This is a genomic window from Neopusillimonas aromaticivorans (assembly GCF_030344915.1).
In the GTDB taxonomy this organism is placed as follows: Bacteria; Pseudomonadota; Gammaproteobacteria; order Burkholderiales; family Burkholderiaceae_B; genus Neopusillimonas; species Neopusillimonas aromaticivorans.
Genome location: NZ_CP128233.1, coordinates 1,948,068 through 1,964,490, shown reverse-complemented (window position 1 = coordinate 1,964,490; position 16,423 = coordinate 1,948,068). Strand labels below are relative to the sequence as shown.

Sequence of the window (16,423 nt, the reverse complement as noted above, 5' to 3'; positions counted from 1 at the left end):
CATGGTTTCTTCCTCCTCCGATCGCAACCCGCTGCGCGCGACCAGCGACAGCAAAGGCAGCCTCATCGCGACCGGCCTGAAAAAACCTACGGTAAACGTACGGTTGTGCACGACGTGTCCATCTCGGTCGGCAGCGGTGAGGTCGTCGGTCTGCTGGGCCCCAATGGCGCGGGTAAAACCACCAGCTTCTACATGATTGTCGGCATCGTCCCCACCGACTCCGGACGTATCGAAATCGACGGCGTGCCCATCACGGCCATGCCCATGCACAAACGCGCCCGGCTAGGGCTGTCCTACCTGCCTCAAGACGCCTCGGTGTTCCGCCGCCTGACCGTCGAGCAGAATATCCAGGCGGTCCTTGAACTGCAGCTCGACAATTCAGGCAAGCCCCTGGGCAAACAGGCACTGGCCCAACAGCTCGAGCTGCTGCTCGACGAACTGCAAATCCAGCATATCCGAAAAAACACAGCCATTTCACTCTCGGGCGGCGAACGTCGCCGTGTTGAAATCGCCCGCGCCCTGGCCACCAACCCTCGTTTCATCCTGCTTGACGAACCGTTCGCCGGCGTTGACCCGATTGCCGTCATCGAAATCCAGCGCATTGTGCACTTCCTGAAGGCACGCAATATCGGGGTCCTGATCACCGACCACAACGTTCGTGAAACTCTGGGTATTTGTGACCGGGCCTACATCATCAGCGAGGGCAAGGTACTGACCGACGGCCATCCCGACGAAATCATCGACAACGAGGCGGTACGCCAGGTCTACCTGGGCAAGAATTTCCGCATGTAAGCAGCAACGAAAAACCATCGGGCATTTTTGATTTTTCACAAATCCTGGTTATACCCCCTTGATTTCGGCCTTGCAAACGATACACTGGAGTCATCAGCAACCACCACGGAGGTCTGGCAGTAACTTTCAACGGTGCCCCTGCACCCATTGTTGTTTTTTTAGGAGCTCAACATGAACCTGAGTATTACCGGTCGCCACCTCGAAGTAACTCCCGCCATCGATGAATATGTCAAAACAAAACTGGCTCGGGTCGCCCGGCATTTTGACCACGTCATTGACACCCAGGTCATGCTCTCTGTAGAGCGTCTCAAACATACAGCCGAAGTCACCATGCGCTTGCGCGGCAAAGATCTGCACTGCGAAGCCTCCGACGAAAACCTGTATGCGGCCATCGATCTGCTGGCCGACAAAATCGATCGCCAGGTCCTCAAATACAAAGAAAAATCCAGGATCACGCCAACGATGCGCTCAAACGGCAAGAGATCCCTGCCGAAGAAGAGTAATGCCGATCAGGCCGTTCGTCGCACAAGCGCCTTTCAGCGCTAACCCAGGCGACTGAAACCGGCCCATCAAGTCAGCCCCATTCACCCCGGTGTTGGGGCTTTCGCATGTTTTCAGACTGCTTTTGTGTAACGCCACGACCCCACCTATAATGTCCGCCATGAACTTAATGTCGCGCATCCTGCCTCTGCAAAACATCGTGCTGGATCTCGAGGCCACCAGCAAAAAGCGGGCCTTCGAACAAGCTGCCCTGCTCTTTGAAAACCATCACGGCATCGCCCGTACAGCGGTTTTCCAGAGCCTCATGGGGCGCGAGCGTCTGGGCTCCACCGCACTCGGTCACCTTATTGCTGTGCCACACGGCCGCATCAAGGGCCTCAAAGAACCCGCCATTGCGTTTTTCCGTCTGGCTGAACCTGTGCGGTTTGACCCCAACGATGGACGTCAGGCCAGCCTGCTGTTTGTACTTCTGGTCCCCGAAGCCGCAACGCAAATGCACCTTGACCTTCTGTCGGAAATCGCCCGCATGGCATCGAACGAAAGTCTGCGCGAACAGCTGTTGTCCGAAAAAGACCCTGCCGTCATCCACGCATTGCTCACCTCAGGCTCCGCGTCATAAGGCACCACATGCTCACTGTCCAGGAACTCGTCAGCGATAACGCCGAAAGAATCCCGTTCACCTGGGTTGCCGGTCTGGGGGCCGCCCACCGCGTCGTTCCCGACATCGGTATGGCAGGGGCCGATCTGGTGGGTCACCTCAACCTCATCCACCCGTCACGCATTCAGGTATTCGGCAAGGCCGAACTGCTGTACTACATGCGTTTCGAACCCAAACGACGGTTGCATCACCTCGAAGACCTGGTCACCGGCGGTGTACCGGCCATTTTGCTGGCTGAAAACCTCGAGGCTCCCGAAGATCTGCGCGATTTTTGCAACGCACAGCAAGTGCCCCTGCTCTCGACCCCCATTGAAGCGGCAAAGCTCATCGACTTGCTACGCATCTACCTGGGCAAGCGGCTTGCGCCCACCACCACAGTACACGGTGTTTTTATGGATGTACTTGGGCTGGGCGTACTGATCACCGGCGAATCCGGTTTGGGTAAAAGCGAACTGGCGCTCGAACTGATTTCGCGTGGACACGGGCTGGTTGCCGATGACGCGGTCGAACTGTCCCGCACAGCGCCGGGCATCATTGAAGGTCACTGCCCGCCCCTGCTGCAAAACCTGCTTGAAGTACGCGGGCTGGGCCTGCTTGATATCCGCACCATATTTGGTGAAACCTCGGTACGTCGCAAAATGCGCCTCAAACTGATCGTTCAGCTCATGCGCTCCAACGCTGACGCGTTCGAACGCCTTCCGGTACAAGACCTGACCCAGGATATCCTCGAAACGCCAATCCGCCGTGTCATGCTGCAGGTTGCAGCAGGGCGCAATCTCGCCGTACTTGTCGAGGCCGCCGTGCGCAATACCATTTTGTCCCTCAGGGGCATTGACACCATGGGAGAATTTATCGAACGACAGGCGCTGGCCATCATGGAAAGCAGCCGTCCCGAGCAGCCATGAAAATTGTCATCATCACCGGCATATCCGGCTCCGGAAAATCTGTCGCATTAAGGTTGCTCGAAGATTCCGGATACACCTGCGTCGACAACCTTCCGGTCAAATTCCTCCACGAATTCATTGCCACCGTACGGGACGAACACCTTGAACGGGTCGCGATCGCCATCGACGTACGCTCTCCCGGCGAGCTGGCCACTTTGCCAGACATCGTTACCGGGCTGCGGGCGCAAGGGGTTGAGCTCAAGGTCGTCTTCCTCGATGCCAGCGATCACACCCTGATGCAGCGCTACTCCGAGTCGCGTCGACGCCACCCGCTCACTGACCGCCTGCAACAAAAAGGCCATTCGCCCTCGCTGCTCGAATGCATTCATACCGAACGTGACATGCTCGCGTCCCTGCGCGAACAAGAGCACGTCATCGACACCTCCGACCTGACACCCGGACAACTGCGGGCCTGGATGCGTGAACTGACCCAGGCCGGAAGGGCCGATGTGGTCCTGACATTCGAATCATTCGCCTACAAACGTGGCGTGCCCGGAGATGCCGACCTTATCTTCGACGTTCGCTGCCTGCCCAATCCGCACTACGATCGCGATTTGCGAGCCCTGACCGGCCGCGATGAGCCGGTTGCCCAATGGCTGGGGCAATTTGGCAGCGTTGAAAACATGGTGGAAGACATCAGCAGCTTCGTACGCCGCTGGCTGCCCCTGTATTTACAAGACACCCGTAATTACCTGACAATAGCCATTGGCTGTACCGGCGGCCAGCATCGCTCGGTTTACGTGGTCGAGCAACTGGCCCGTCGTTTTTCCGACCACTCCCCCTTCTCGTCCGACACAGAAACCTGCCTGTCCCAGACTGAAGCCTTATGCATGCACGAAGCGCCCTTTACTTTTGCCTGATACTTCTGCTGGCCGTACTGGCGGGCTGCTCGTCATCGGGCAAACGGTCAGGGGCTATTACCAGAATGATGGCCCGGGCAGCGGGGCGCCCGACATCAATGCCATCCCCAATGCCATCCCCCGCATAGAAGCCTATGCCCCGGCCAACTTTCGGCCCTACAGCGTTTTTGGCCGACGTTACGTTCCCATCAGCGGCAACGTTCCGTTCCGGGAAGAGGGCATTGCATCATGGTACGGCCGCCAGTTTCATGGCAACAAAACGGCCAACGGCGAAATTTACGACATGTACGCCATGACAGCCGCTCACCCCACCCTGCCGATTCCAAGCTATGCCAAAGTGACACGGCCAGCAACCGGCCGCACCATTGTGGTTCGCATCAACGACCGGGGGCCGTTTCACCCCGGGCGCATCATCGACCTGTCCTATGTGGCTGCGGCCAAACTGGGCCTGATTGGCCCTGGCAGCGGCAAGGTCATTGTCGAGGCTATCACGCACACCGATATTTCCAGGGGCTCCTGGAACTCACCGGGAACATCAGCAACCGTTGCTCAAGCACCGGTTATACCGGTCGCCAGCACGGTTGATGTCGCACGCGCCTCATTGATCAATGACACTGAACCCGTCATGACACCCATCGTGCCCGATGCACTGGCCGCCATCGAACTGACGACCATGGCAAACGCAAACGACGAAGCGGCAGACACTCTGTCTGCGGTACCGGCATCGGGTGATTCATCAAGGGTAACAGACATGCCGGCTGTGCCCGCTGCGGGGGCTGGCTTCTATCTGCAGTTTGGTGCTTTTGGCAGCGAAGATAACGCGCTGGCACTGGCCCAGAAACTCAACACGCTTATTGCCGGCCATGAAAATAATACGGTACACGTCAGCCTGGCGGCCAACCTGTACCGGGTACAACTGGGGCCTTACATCGACCGCACACACGCTGTAAATGCTGCGGTGCGGCTGTACGACCTTATCGGCATGAACCCCGCCATCGCGTCACGCTAAGGCGAGGCTCAAGAAACCGCCCGAAATTAACCGAAGACGCGGAAGCGTTGGGCGTCGTCAATGAAAGACGCTTCTTTGACCGGACCTTCATTGGAGCCAAACGGCATCTGCGCACGCAGCTTCCACTGGGACGGGAGACCCCACTCAGCGGTTACAGCGGCGTCGGCTACCGGGTTGTAATGCTGCAGACTGGCGCCGATGCCGGCATCGGCAAGCGCCGTCCAGACAGCATACTGAGCCATGCCGCTCGACTGTTCAGACCAGATCGGGAAATTTTCCGCATAGATAGCGAATTTTTCCTGCAACTCTTTGACGACATCCTGGTCTTCATAGAACAAGACCGTACCGACCCCTGCCGCAAAACTGGACAAACGCTTGTCGGTTGACTCGAACTTGTCGGCTGGCACGATTTTGCGCAATTCTTCCTTGACGATATCCCAGAATTTTTCGCTTTGGGCACCGTACAGGATCACGACGCGGGAACTCTGCGAATTGAACGCCGACGGGCTGTGCCGAACGGCGTGCTGAATCAGTTGGGTCACCTCGTCCTGCGACAGTGGTGACGCTTTACCCAATGCGTACTGACTGCGACGCTTGGCGGCCGACTCAAGAAATGCAAGCTTGGTCACGTGAAACTACTCCTATCAAAATCAAGTGAACTACAGTTGAAAAGGGCTTATGCCCTATGAAAAACAGCAAAACACAACCGGCACAAGCCAAATGCACAACAATCAGCTGGCGGCAGGTTGGCGTTCAAGGGCCAGTTTGTAAACAGTGTCGCGCGGCAAGCCACTGACACGCGTGACCACCTTGACGGCATCGCGCACACTGACTGTTTCCAGCAGAATATCCAGCAGGGCCAACGTATCCGCATCGATGACCCCAACTTCACGCTGCGGTGCAGCATGCACTATCAACACAAATTCGCCCTGCTCATGATGGCTGTCAGTCGCAAACCACGCCTCAACGCCTGACAGCGACATCGTGACCACCTGCTCAAAACGCTTGGTCAACTCGCGCGCAATGGTTACCTGCCGGTTCGGGCCGCACACCTCAAGCACATCGGCCAGAGCAACACGCACCCGATGCGGTGACTCGAACATCACCACCGGAGCCGGCATGGCACACCACTGTTGCAACCACTTCCGGCGCGCCATCGCCTTGGATGGCATGAACCCCGCAAATACAAACGCAGGGTTCTCATCGGACGTTGCACCGCTGGCCATCAGCGCGGCCAGCACAGCGCTTGCACCCGGAATGGGGATAACCCGGCATCCGGCCTGCTGGCACGCGCGCACAATACGCGCCCCCGGGTCACTGACCCCCGGCGCCCCGGCATCTGAAATCAGGCCAACCCGCTGCCCGGCCTGCAGTCGCTCGATGATGGCCTGCCCGGCTTGCGCTTCGTTATGGCGATGCGCGGCAACCAGGGGCGTCGTGATGCCCCAGGCATCCAGCAGCTGACGACTGGAACGGGTATCTTCCGCAGCAATCACGTCACACCGCGACAACGTATGCAAGGCACGCAATGACAGATCCGCCAGATTGCCAATGGGTGTTGCCACAACATACAACGCGCCGGCCGGCCAGTCCTGGGCCTCGACGCGCTCGGTGAGACGTTTCCATGACCCTTCGGAGGTCTGCACATCGGATTTTTCAAGCATACTTAACCTGTTGAACTGCATCCGGCGCCCTGATGACTGACCCCGAACTGACTGTATTTGAACTTGCCCGGGCCGCCCAGGCCAAGGCACTGAAACGCCGCAAACGTCGTCCGGCTGCCAAACAAGTACTGGCTGACGACGTATCACCTGCGTATTCACCCTCGCAAAAAACCGGCTTTGAGGCAGAAGCCAGGGCCGCCGCCCATCTGGTGCGACACGGTCTGCACATTCTGATGCAAAACCTGCGCTGCCGGCAGGGCGAAATTGACCTGGTCGCAAACGACCGGGGCACATTGGTTTTTGTCGAGGTGAAGTATCGCAACCAGGCTGGCTTTGGCGGTGCGGCCGCCAGTGTAAACCGGGATAAGCAACGGCGCATGATTCGCAGCGCACGTTTTTTCCTGCCGGCCCTGTCACGACAGTTCTATGCAACCCGCACCCCACCCTGCCGGTTTGATGTCATTACCATCGAACCCGACGGCCTGAACTGGCTGCGTGGCGCCTTCAGCTGCTGAACATCTGTGCCAGAAAACGTTACATTACCTGACCTCGATTTACAGCGCTCATGAGATAATACGGCCATGGATATGACCTCTCGCATGTCGTCACATTTCGACGACGCCATCGACACCTTCAAAGCCAGTGGTCAAATGCTGGCAGAACCACTGGCGGCGGCTGTCGATCAGCTGTTTGCCGCCCTGGCCAACAACAACAAAATTCTGGCGTGTGGCAATGGCGGCTCAGCCGCCGATGCCCAGCATTTCATCGCCGAACTGGTCGGACGGTTTGAGCGCGACCGCCTGCCGCTGGCCGGTATTGCCCTCAATACCGACACCTCCATCCTCACCGCCGTCGCAAACGACTACGGCTACGACCACATCTTCGAGCGACAGGTCATGGCCCTGGGGCAGCCTGGCGATATTCTGGTCGCCATCAGCACCAGCGGGAACTCTCCGAATGTTCTGCGGTCCATCGAAGCAGCACATGATCGCGAAATGACGGTCATCGCCCTTTCCGGCAAAGGGGGCGGTACTTTCAATGACGTTCTGGCCGAAACGGATATCCACCTGTGCGTCCCTCACGATCGCACCATGCGTATTCAGGAAGTCCACATTGTCTTGTTGCATGCCCTGTGCGACGGCATCGACGCCCTGCTTCTCGGAGACTCGCTCTAATGCCCTTGACCTTTTCACGATTTTCCCGACAAACCTGCCTGGTTATCATGCTGGCGCTGGGCACCCTGCTGTCGGGGTGCGGCGTACTGCTGGTTGGCGGAGCCGCCACAACTGCGGCTGTAGCCGCCGATCGCCGCACCGCTGGCGAGCAAGTCGAAGACCAGTCCATCGAAATGAAAATCGGCGCTGAAATGCGGCGTCTGTTCACCGACAAGGCCCGGGTCATCGCCGTGTCGTATGCCGGACGGGTCCTGCTGCTGGGCGATGTCCCTTCAGAACAAGACAAGGCCGCAGCCGCCGATGCCGCCGGAAAAATCGAAAACGTCAAAGAAGTCATCAACCGCCTGCGCGTTGGTGAAATTACCCCACTCAGCGTGCGCACCAACGACACCTGGATCACGACCAAAGTACGCACGGCCCTGATCAATGCCAAAGACGTCCCCGCACGCACGATCGTCGTCACCACCGAGCGAGGGGCCGTTTACCTGCAAGGCAAGGTGACTGAAACCGAGGGCAACATGGCTGCCCGGGTTGCTGCCGGCGTCAATGGTGTCAACGAGGCCGTCAAGCTGTTCCAGATCGTGGCTCGTGAAACCCTCATCACCGACCCTGTCGGCGGTTCGCCTGCGGGCACAACCCCGGCCCCGGTCACCACTGTCCAACCCTCGGCGCCAGCCAGCACCGGTGCCCCCGATACACAGGTTATGCCCGTCCAATGAGTAAACTTAAACTGATCGTCATTGCCGCTGTCGTGGCGGTCGGGCTGCTTGCCTGGCAGCTTGGCAGCCCATCCCGCTCAGCACCCAACGTCAGCTTTACATCGCTGCAAGACAAAACCTTTTCCACCGCCGACCTTGAAAACAAGGTCGTCCTGGTCAAGTTCTGGACAACCGACTGCGTCACCTGCATCAAACAAATGCCCGACATGACCGAAACCTACAAGGCATTGGCGTCGCAAGGGTACGAGGTCATTGCCGTGGCACTGCAACGCGACAACATTGACTTTGTCCGTAATTTCACACAAACCCGCGAACTGCCCTTTACGGTGGTTTACGACGCCGACGGCAGCATCGCAAAGGCATTTGGCGATATCCAGCTCACACCCACCGGCTTCCTGCTCGACAAGCAAGGCAATATCGTCAAACGCTACCTGGGCAACTACGACAAAGACGAGTTCGTCAAAACGGTACAGCGCGCGCTGGCCGGTTAACCTGCAAACCCTTGCCTCCACTATCCCATGACCTCTACCGACTCCCCTATCTATTCCTCTGAAATCAAAGCGGCTGTCCTGTCCGAGGCACTACCGTACATCCGTCGCTTTCATGGCAAAACCGTTGTCGTCAAGTACGGCGGCAACGCCATGACCGAAGAAGCGCTGCAACGCAGTTTTGCACACGATGTCGTGCTGCTCAAACTGGTCGGCCTGAATCCCGTCGTGGTTCACGGCGGCGGGCCGCAAATCAACGAGGCACTCAAACGGGTAGGCAAAGAAGGCGAATTCATTCAGGGCATGCGAGTCACCGATGCCGAAACCATGGAAGTGGTCGAATGGGTGCTGGGCGGGCAAGTCCAGCAAGATATCGTCATGATGATCAACGAGGCCGGTGGCAAGGCGGTTGGCCTTACCGGCAAAGACGGCTGCCTGATTCAGGCCCATAAAAAGCTGGTACCCAACAAAGACAAACCCGGTGAAATGATCGACATCGGTTTCGTGGGCGACATCACCCGTATCGAGCCGGCAGTGGTCAAGGCTCTGCAAGACGATCAGTTCATTCCGGTCATTTCATCAATTGGTTACGGTGAAGATGGCCGCGCCTACAACATCAACGCCGACCTGGTGGCAGGCAAAATGGCCGAAGTGCTGGGTGCCGAAAAGCTTGTCATGCTCACGAACACACCGGGCGTACTCGACAAACAAGGTCAGTTACTGCGGCATCTGTCTGCGCGAACCATCGACGAACTGTTTGCCGACGGCACCATTTCCGGCGGCATGCTGCCGAAAATTTCATCGGCGCTCGATGCCGCACGCAACGGGGTCAACTCGGTTCACGTCGTTGATGGCCGGGTGCCGCACTGCCTGCTGCTTGAAATCCTGACCGACCGCGGCGTCGGCACCATGATCAGCGCGCACTAAGCGTGCGGTCATTGCATACCCGTCTGCCCGCCCACCGGGCACGGCGGGCCTACGCCCAAGACGCCCCTGTCTGGCTGTTCGATCTCGACAATACCCTGCACGACAGCTCGCGCTCTATTTTCAAAGTAATCGACAGCAAAATGACGCATGCCGTTGCGCAATGTCTGGGCGTCGAAATCGACCGTGCCAATGAACTGCGTGCGGCCTACTGGAAACAGTATGGGGCAACCGTCATTGGCCTGGTCAAGCATCACGGCGTTGATGCCGATGAGTTCTTGCGCCTGAGCCACGATTTCGATGCATGCCCGCTGGTGCACTCGGAACGCGGCCTGGCCCGAAAATTCGCGCAGTTACCCGGGCGCAAGATTCTGTTGACCAATGCACCGCACGACTATGCCCGCCAGGTTTTGCACGCCCTGAACATTCTGCCCTGGTTCGACATGATCTGGTCGATCGATCATATGCAATTGCAAGGCCGGATCCGACCCAAGCCATCCAGAGCCCTGATGCGGCAAGTGCTGGCACGGCTGGGCACGCCTGCCAGCCGGGTCATCCTGGTCGAAGATACGCTCAAGAACCTGAAAAGTGCGCGCCAGACAGGTCTGCGCACAGTGCATGTGTTTCATCCGGGCACACCATTTTCTGCGCTGCACAGCGGGCGCGACAGCTACGTCAATTTACGCGTGAATACGCTGACACAATTGCTGACCGGGCGACGCACCCTGCGACGCTAAGCTAACCTGCACCCACAGCCGAGCCACACACCTCGCAACCCGGGTCTTTACGGTAGCGAATCTGATGCCAATTCATGGTCAAGGCATCCAGGCTCTGCAGCCTCCCCACCAACGGATCTCCCATACCGGTGATCACCTTGATCGCTTCGGCCGCCTGCATGCTGCCGATGATACCCACCAGTGGACCGAGGACGCCCGTGGTCGCACAGCGCAGCTCTTCGGCGTCATCCGCCTCGGGAAACAAGCAGTGGTAGCACGGGTTGGTGCGATTACGCAGATCAAACACGCTGACCTGGCCGGAAAAACGAATCGCTGCGCCCGAAACCAGTGGTTTTCCATGCTGGACACAGGCGCGGTTCACCGCATGCCGGGTGCGGAAGTTGTCGCAACAGTCCAGCACCAGATCGACCGTCGCAATAATGCTCGACAATGCGGCATCATCAAGCCGCTGAACCAACGGCTCGACCACAATTCCAGGGTTAATGGCCAACAGGGCATCACGACCGGACAAGGCCTTGGCGCGGTCAAGGCTTGCGGTATGGTGCATGATCTGGCGTTGCAGGTTACCGATATCGACGACATCGTCATCGGCCAGCACCAGATGCCCGACACCCGCTGCGGCCAGATACATGGCGACCGGCGAGCCCAACCCCCGCGCCAACAACCAGCACACGCGCTGCCAACAACTTTTGCTGGCCTTCGATACCCAGCTCATCCAGAAGGATATGCCGGGCATACCGCAGCAACTGGGCGTCATCCATCAGCGTACCTTGGTCATCCCCTCGGGGGTCACACGATAACGCTCAACACCATCAACGGAGAGCCCGTCGGTGACACGCGTCCCACCTGCTGCCGGCGCTACGGCAGCGCTGTCATTTTTTTCAGTGTCAGGTGCCTTGGCCACGACTTCGTTCTTTTTGGTCGGACGACCCTGCAACAGGTTGATGGCCTGCCGCAGCTGGAAATCATCGGTACCGCCGAACTCGAACATCTTGGCATCGGGCGGCGCCATGGTTTCATCATCTTCCTGCGGTGTGACAACCTCGGGGGCTGACGAACCATTGGACAAATGATGCTGCAAATCGGCCTCGCGTGGAATACGGAACAGGTTACCCTGTGCGGTGTCATCCACAACGATGTCGGGCTCAACCCCGGTCGCCTGAATCGAACGGCCCTTGGGGGTGTAATACAGCGCTGTGGTCAATTTAATGCCAGAGTCTTCGGTAAGCGGCAGCACACTTTGCACAGAGCCTTTACCGAACGAGCGGTTCCCCAATACTTTGGCACGGGCATGGTCTTGCAGTGCACCGGCAACAATTTCAGAGGCCGAAGCAGAACCCACATTGATCAGGACAACCATCGGAACGGTTTTTGCCCATTCGGGAAAGGCGACATCACTGTTCGAAACCCCACTGAAACTCCGCACATAATTGACGGGTTTAGCATGGAATTCGCGATTGGATGACGGGATCCGCCCTTTGGTGGAAACCACCAGGACATCAGGCTTCAGGAATGCCGACGACACACCGATGGCTGCATCAAGCAACCCGCCCGGGTCGTTGCGCAAATCGAGGACCAGACCTTTGGGTGTCTTGCCGCCATTCAGCTCGCGCAACTGGCGCGCAAGGTCAGAAACGGTGCGCTCCTGGAACTGGGCGATACGCACATACCCGATATCGTCCGGCAACATTTTGCTGCGCACACTGCGCACTTTGATCATATCGCGCACGATTTTCACCACCAGCGGCTTGTCCTGACCGGCACGCTGGATCGTCAGCACGATAGGCGTTTGCGGCTCACCGCGCATAAGCTTGATCGCTTCGCTGAGCGTCATGCCCTTGGTCGGTTGGCCGTCAATGTGAGTGATCAGGTCACCCGACAAAATACCTGCACGCGCTGCAGGGGTGTCTTCAATAGGAGCAATCACCTTGGGCATGCCGTCTTCGCTGCCGATTTCAATGCCCAGACCGCCAAAACCGCCCTGTGTAATGGCCTCCATTTCCTTGAAGGCTTCCGGGTCGAGGTAGGCGGAATGCGGGTCGAGGTCGTTAAACAAACCCTTGATGGCTTCGTTCATGAGCTCTTGATCAGTGAGCGGCTCAACATAACTGGACTTGATAGCCGAAAACACATTGGCAAACTGCTGCAGTTCCCGCAAGGGCAGGGGCTCACCACGCTGGGCGACTGCCGAAATTCCAAGGCTGACCAGTACACCACCGATCGCCCCCATCATGACCAGACCGAACCGTCCAAATTTGCGAGTGCTCATGCACATTCCTGTATGTAAACGAATTGACGCGCTAGCGTTTCAACCAAAGCTGCGGATTGACGGGCTTGCCGTTTTGCCGGATTTCGAAGTATAGACCGGACTCAACCTGACCGCCGGTTGCCCCGACCGTGGCAATCGCGTCAGAGGGCCGCACGACATCGCCGACCTGACGCAACAGGCTTTGGTTATACGCATACACCGTAAGAAAACCTTGCCCGTGATCGATGACCATAAGATTACCAAACCCGTTGAACCAACCGGCATATGCCACCTTGCCTGAGGCTACCGGACGCACCCGGGTGCCCTCGGGGGCACGCAACACGATACCGCGCCAGACACCGCCATCGGGGCGGGCCATGCCAAACCGCCCCTGGATTTCACCCTTTACCGGTGGCGCCATGTTTTTGCTCAGACCACCGGATGGAGCGACAGGTTCCGCATCGGACTCATCAGCGACTTCAGATTCAGGTTCGGGCGCACGTGCCTCGGGCTTGGCCGGCGACGGCGGAGCAGGTGCAGGAACCGCCGGACGTGCCTCAGGCGCGGCGGGTGACGGCGTCTGCGTTGCACCTTGAGAAGCCTTGCCCGCGTCCGCTTCGGGCACACGACTGGCCTCAACATCTTCCGCTTGAACAGTGACAACCCCTTCCTCAGGGGACACCTTCACCGGTTCAGCCTGCAAACGCGCACGCTCTGCGGCTTCCTGCGCCTCTCGGGCACGGGTTTCGGCCTCACGGCGTTCGCGTTCCGCTTTTTCGCGGGCCAGCTGTGCCCGACGCGCCGCCTCAGCAGCACGTTTTTCACGCGCAATGCGCTCGGCTTCCTGCTGGCGTGCGATTTCAGTCTGCAAACCATCGACCAGCGATTCAAGACGCTTCTCGTTGCGTTCCAGTGTTATCGACTGAGCCTGCTGCTGCTTCAAGTCGGCCTCAATGCGCGCCAGAACCTTCTGACGTTCGGCTTGCTGTGCTTCAAGTTCTGTTTTCTTTTGTTCGGTTTCTTCCGTCAGCGCCTTCAGTTCGACCTGACGACGGGTACGCGACGCCTGAAGCTGCGCCAGTTTTTTCACCCCGTCATCCAGCGCGCGCACCGCATCGGCCTGAGCCTGTGAAACATAAGCCAGATAGCTGAGCTCGCGGCCAATTTGCTGAGGGTCTTCGCCGGACAAAAGGGCGGTCCAGGGCGACAGGCCACTGGCATACTGCGCCCGCAACTGGTCAGCGAGCTCGGCCTGCTGGCGTTTGACCTCGGAGCGCCCTTGCGAAATTTTTCGGCCAGCGACGCCAGATCGGCACGCATGGCCTTGTCTTGCCCAACCAGTTCGTCGAGCCGACGATTCAGGTTGGAGATGGCCGTCTCGGATTCACGCAGCGCAGTTGCCGCATCGGCTCGAGAGACCGTTTGCCGGTCGATTTCTTTTGCAGGGCAGAAATGCGTTCCTGCACCTCTGCCTGCTGACGGCGCGCCTCGGCCTGCCGGGCCTTCAAGGCCTCGGAGGACTGATTGCCCGACACGACGCCCGACCAAAGGACCAACATCGCGCAACCGAGCGCACGCCGCATGATGCTTATTCCTTTTTGGCTTTGCCTTGTGCCGCCACCGCTGCCATTGCGGCTTCGATTTCAGCGGCATCGCCCAGATAATAATGACGAATGGGTTTCAGGTCATCGTCGAGTTCGTAGACCAGCGGCTGGCCGGTGGGAATATTGACACCGACGATATCGTCATCGGAAATACCGTCAAGGTGTTTGATCAATGCACGCAAACTGTTGCCATGAGCCGCCACAAGAACACTACGGCCGGAGCGCAGGGCCGGTGCGATGGAGTCATTCCAGAAAGGAACCACGCGATCGACAGTGTCTTTCAGACACTCGGTTGCCGGCAGCTGATCTGCCGGGATCTTCGAATACCGCTTGTCGAATCGCGGATGACGGGGATCATCGCGCTCTAGCGGATTGGGCGCGATGGCATAGGCACGACGCCAGACCAGCACCTGATCGTCCCCGTACTTGGCTGCCGTTTCAGCTTTGTTCAAGCCCTGCAATGCGCCGTAATGACGTTCATTCAGGCGCCAGTTCAGACCCACCGGCGTGTGCATGGCATCCATGGCGTCAAGGGTAATCCAGAGCGTACGGATAGCGCGTTTAAGAACCGACGAAAAGGCGATGTCGAACTCAAAGCCTTCCTTCTTGAGCAGCTCGCCGGCTTTGCGGGCCTGTTCGCGCCCGGTTTCCGTCAGATCGACGTCAGTCCAGCCAGTGAATCGGTTTTCGAGGTTCCATTGGCTTTCGCCGTGGCGCATGAGTACGAGTTTATGCATGACAAAAAAGACCTAAAAGTTGAATTATCGTGTCCATTTTATAATCTTGGTAAATATCGACTTCTTGAAGCCTCAACCTGGAACACATCGTGGATTTCATTCTTAGTGACAACAACCTCTATATTTTACTGATTGCCATCGTTTCCGGCCTGATGCTGCTGTGGCCTACCCTCATGCGGGGCAGTCGCGCCACTGTCGCCCCGGTTTCCGAAGCCGTGCGCCTGAGCAACCAGAACAACGGCATTTTCATCGATGTCCGCCCGCACGACCGCTTCAAAGCCGGCACCATCGCCCAGGCCCGCAATATTCCGCTGGCCGACATCGACGCCAAAATCAACACCCTGCCCAAAGACAAGCCGCTTATCGTGTTTTGTGACCACGGTCGCATTTCGGTCGGCGCCGCCAACAAGCTGCGTAAAAGCGGCTTTGAACACGTGGTCAGCCTGGAAGGCGGCCTGACCAAGTGGGTAGAAGCCGGCATGCCGACCTCCGGCAAACACTGATACCCAGCAACATACCCAACGCACGAAAGGAAAACCGTGGCTATCGTTACCATGTACTGCACTGCCGTCTGCCCATTCTGTGTTCGCGCAGAAATGTTGCTCAAGCAACGCGGCGTCACCGAAATCCAGAAAATCCGTATCGACACAGACCCCTCGCAACGGGACGCCATGATGGCTCGCACCAATCGCCGCACTGTGCCACAGATTTTCATTGATGACACCCACGTCGGCGGTTACGACGACCTGGCTGCCCTCGACCGCGCCGGCGGGCTGATGCCGCTGCTGAACGCGTAAAATCCTTTGCGGCCACACATTGGCCGCATAATCAACAACGACTTACAGGAAGACAAATGGCCGATCAGGACCAAGCCGCTCAAGGCAACAACAACCAGGACCCCGCGTTCAATCTGCAACGTACCTACGTCAAAGATCTCTCCTCGAGATGCCCAACGCACCGCAAATTTTCCTGGAACAGGAAGGCCCGAGCGTTGAAGTCACCATCAACGTCGGCGGTCAGCGCCTGGCGGAAACCATCTATGAATCAACGGTTACGGTAACGGTCACCACCAAGATCCAGGATAAAACCCTGTATCTCATCGAAGCGACCCAGGCAGGCATCTTTGAGGCTGCCAATATCCCGGAAGAACAGCTCGATCCGCTACTGGGCATCGTGTGCCCCACCATGCTTTACCCCTACCTGCGCGCCACGGTGGCCGATGCCATCACTCGCACCACGTTGCCCGCCCTGCACCTGGCCGAAGTCAACTTCCAGGCGCTCTACGAGCAACGTCTGGCGCAACTGGTTGAAGCCCAGCAATCAAGCATTGAACTGCCTCCGGGCGCAACACGCCAGTAAACAT

Annotated in this window: 17 protein-coding genes and 5 pseudogenes; 15 read left to right on the top strand and 7 right to left on the bottom strand. The window is 58.2% G+C overall.

Annotated elements, in window-relative coordinates; all coding sequences use genetic code 11:
• Position 1: 1 nt before the first annotated feature.
• The 6 genes and pseudogenes from lptB to N7E01_RS10840 all read left to right on the top strand — a co-directional run bounded on the left by lptB (position 2) and on the right by N7E01_RS10840 (position 4,764).
• A pseudogene (gene lptB, locus N7E01_RS10865) lies at positions 2–792 on the top strand (LPS export ABC transporter ATP-binding protein).
• Positions 793–963: 171 nt separating this feature from the next.
• A pseudogene (hpf, locus tag N7E01_RS10860) lies at positions 964–1,295 on the top strand (ribosome hibernation-promoting factor, HPF/YfiA family).
• Between the two features lie 158 nt (positions 1,296–1,453).
• Positions 1,454–1,912 (top strand): PTS sugar transporter subunit IIA, encoded by a 459-nt coding sequence (locus N7E01_RS10855; RefSeq protein ID WP_289172900.1) that lies wholly within the window; start codon positions 1,454–1,456, stop codon positions 1,910–1,912.
• A gap of 8 nt (positions 1,913–1,920) precedes the next feature.
• Entirely contained in the window at positions 1,921–2,856 is a 936-nt protein-coding gene (hprK, locus tag N7E01_RS10850; protein ID WP_289172899.1) for an HPr(Ser) kinase/phosphatase, read from the top strand.
• Positions 2,853–3,715, top strand: a pseudogene (gene rapZ / locus N7E01_RS10845) (RNase adapter RapZ). Before hprK ends, rapZ begins: the two are co-directional and overlap by 4 nt.
• Before the next feature lie 32 nt (positions 3,716–3,747).
• Entirely contained in the window at positions 3,748–4,764 is a 1,017-nt protein-coding gene (locus N7E01_RS10840) for a septal ring lytic transglycosylase RlpA family protein (RefSeq protein WP_350494834.1), read from the top strand.
• Positions 4,765–4,790: 26 nt separating this feature from the next.
• Here the strand turns inward: N7E01_RS10840 and N7E01_RS10835 are convergent, their stop codons facing one another.
• Both N7E01_RS10835 and rsmI read right to left on the bottom strand, forming a co-directional pair.
• On the bottom strand, positions 4,791–5,393 hold the full coding sequence (locus tag N7E01_RS10835) for a nitroreductase family protein (RefSeq protein WP_289172897.1): 603 nt from the start codon (positions 5,391–5,393) through the stop codon (positions 4,791–4,793).
• 102 nt (positions 5,394–5,495) lie between these two features.
• Positions 5,496–6,428 carry a 16S rRNA (cytidine(1402)-2'-O)-methyltransferase gene (rsmI, locus tag N7E01_RS10830; protein ID WP_289172896.1) on the bottom strand — a complete coding sequence of 311 codons (933 nt, stop codon included), beginning with the start codon at positions 6,426–6,428 and terminating at the stop codon, positions 5,496–5,498.
• Between the two features lie 32 nt (positions 6,429–6,460).
• Between rsmI and N7E01_RS10825 the strand changes: the two genes are divergently transcribed.
• The 6 genes from N7E01_RS10825 (at position 6,461) to N7E01_RS10800 (ending at position 10,471) form a co-directional block, all read left to right on the top strand.
• A complete protein-coding gene (locus N7E01_RS10825; RefSeq protein ID WP_289172895.1) occupies positions 6,461–6,943 on the top strand; it encodes a YraN family protein in 483 nt (160 codons plus the stop codon).
• A gap of 66 nt (positions 6,944–7,009) precedes the next feature.
• Positions 7,010–7,603 (top strand): phosphoheptose isomerase, encoded by a 594-nt coding sequence (locus N7E01_RS10820; protein WP_289172894.1) that lies wholly within the window; start codon positions 7,010–7,012, stop codon positions 7,601–7,603.
• A 47-nt stretch (positions 7,604–7,650) separates the two neighbouring features.
• Positions 7,651–8,322 (top strand): BON domain-containing protein, encoded by a 672-nt coding sequence (locus tag N7E01_RS10815; protein ID WP_289172893.1) that lies wholly within the window; start codon positions 7,651–7,653, stop codon positions 8,320–8,322.
• On the top strand, positions 8,319–8,813 hold the full coding sequence (locus N7E01_RS10810; protein WP_289172892.1) for a TlpA disulfide reductase family protein: 495 nt from the start codon (positions 8,319–8,321) through the stop codon (positions 8,811–8,813). The genes N7E01_RS10815 and N7E01_RS10810 overlap by 4 nt, the downstream gene beginning before the upstream one ends.
• Before the next feature lie 27 nt (positions 8,814–8,840).
• Positions 8,841–9,737 carry an acetylglutamate kinase gene (gene argB, locus N7E01_RS10805; RefSeq protein ID WP_289172891.1) on the top strand — a complete coding sequence of 299 codons (897 nt, stop codon included), beginning with the start codon at positions 8,841–8,843 and terminating at the stop codon, positions 9,735–9,737.
• A 2-nt stretch (positions 9,738–9,739) separates the two neighbouring features.
• Positions 9,740–10,471 carry a pyrimidine 5'-nucleotidase gene (locus tag N7E01_RS10800; protein ID WP_434089506.1) on the top strand — a complete coding sequence of 244 codons (732 nt, stop codon included), beginning with the start codon at positions 9,740–9,742 and terminating at the stop codon, positions 10,469–10,471.
• Between the two features lies 1 nt (position 10,472).
• Here N7E01_RS10800 and N7E01_RS10795 read toward each other — a convergent pair.
• From N7E01_RS10795 to gpmA, 5 genes and pseudogenes are all read right to left on the bottom strand, one after another.
• Positions 10,473–11,232, bottom strand: a pseudogene (locus N7E01_RS10795) (HesA/MoeB/ThiF family protein).
• On the bottom strand, positions 11,232–12,740 hold the full coding sequence (locus N7E01_RS10790; RefSeq protein WP_289172890.1) for a S41 family peptidase: 1,509 nt from the start codon (positions 12,738–12,740) through the stop codon (positions 11,232–11,234). Before N7E01_RS10790 ends, N7E01_RS10795 begins: the two are co-directional and overlap by 1 nt.
• Positions 12,741–12,771: 31 nt before the next feature.
• Positions 12,772–13,953: a murein hydrolase activator EnvC family protein gene (locus N7E01_RS10785; protein WP_289172889.1), complete on the bottom strand. Its 1,182-nt coding sequence runs from the start codon at positions 13,951–13,953 to the stop codon at positions 12,772–12,774.
• Between the two features lie 124 nt (positions 13,954–14,077).
• Complete coding sequence (locus N7E01_RS10780; RefSeq protein WP_289172888.1) at positions 14,078–14,302, bottom strand: hypothetical protein; 225 nt, start codon at positions 14,300–14,302, stop codon at positions 14,078–14,080.
• Positions 14,303–14,307: 5 nt separating this feature from the next.
• Positions 14,308–15,060: a 2,3-diphosphoglycerate-dependent phosphoglycerate mutase gene (gene gpmA, locus N7E01_RS10775; protein ID WP_289172887.1), complete on the bottom strand. Its 753-nt coding sequence runs from the start codon at positions 15,058–15,060 to the stop codon at positions 14,308–14,310.
• Between the two features lie 89 nt (positions 15,061–15,149).
• On the opposite strand from gpmA, the gene N7E01_RS10770 reads away from it, so the two are divergent.
• The 3 genes and pseudogenes from N7E01_RS10770 to secB all read left to right on the top strand — a co-directional run bounded on the left by N7E01_RS10770 (position 15,150) and on the right by secB (position 16,419).
• On the top strand, positions 15,150–15,563 hold the full coding sequence (locus N7E01_RS10770; RefSeq protein ID WP_289172886.1) for a rhodanese-like domain-containing protein: 414 nt from the start codon (positions 15,150–15,152) through the stop codon (positions 15,561–15,563).
• Between the two features lie 36 nt (positions 15,564–15,599).
• On the top strand, positions 15,600–15,857 hold the full coding sequence (gene grxC, locus N7E01_RS10765) for a glutaredoxin 3 (protein ID WP_289172884.1): 258 nt from the start codon (positions 15,600–15,602) through the stop codon (positions 15,855–15,857).
• 56 nt (positions 15,858–15,913) lie between these two features.
• Positions 15,914–16,419, top strand: a pseudogene (secB, locus tag N7E01_RS10760) (protein-export chaperone SecB).
• Positions 16,420–16,423: the final 4 nt, after the last annotated feature.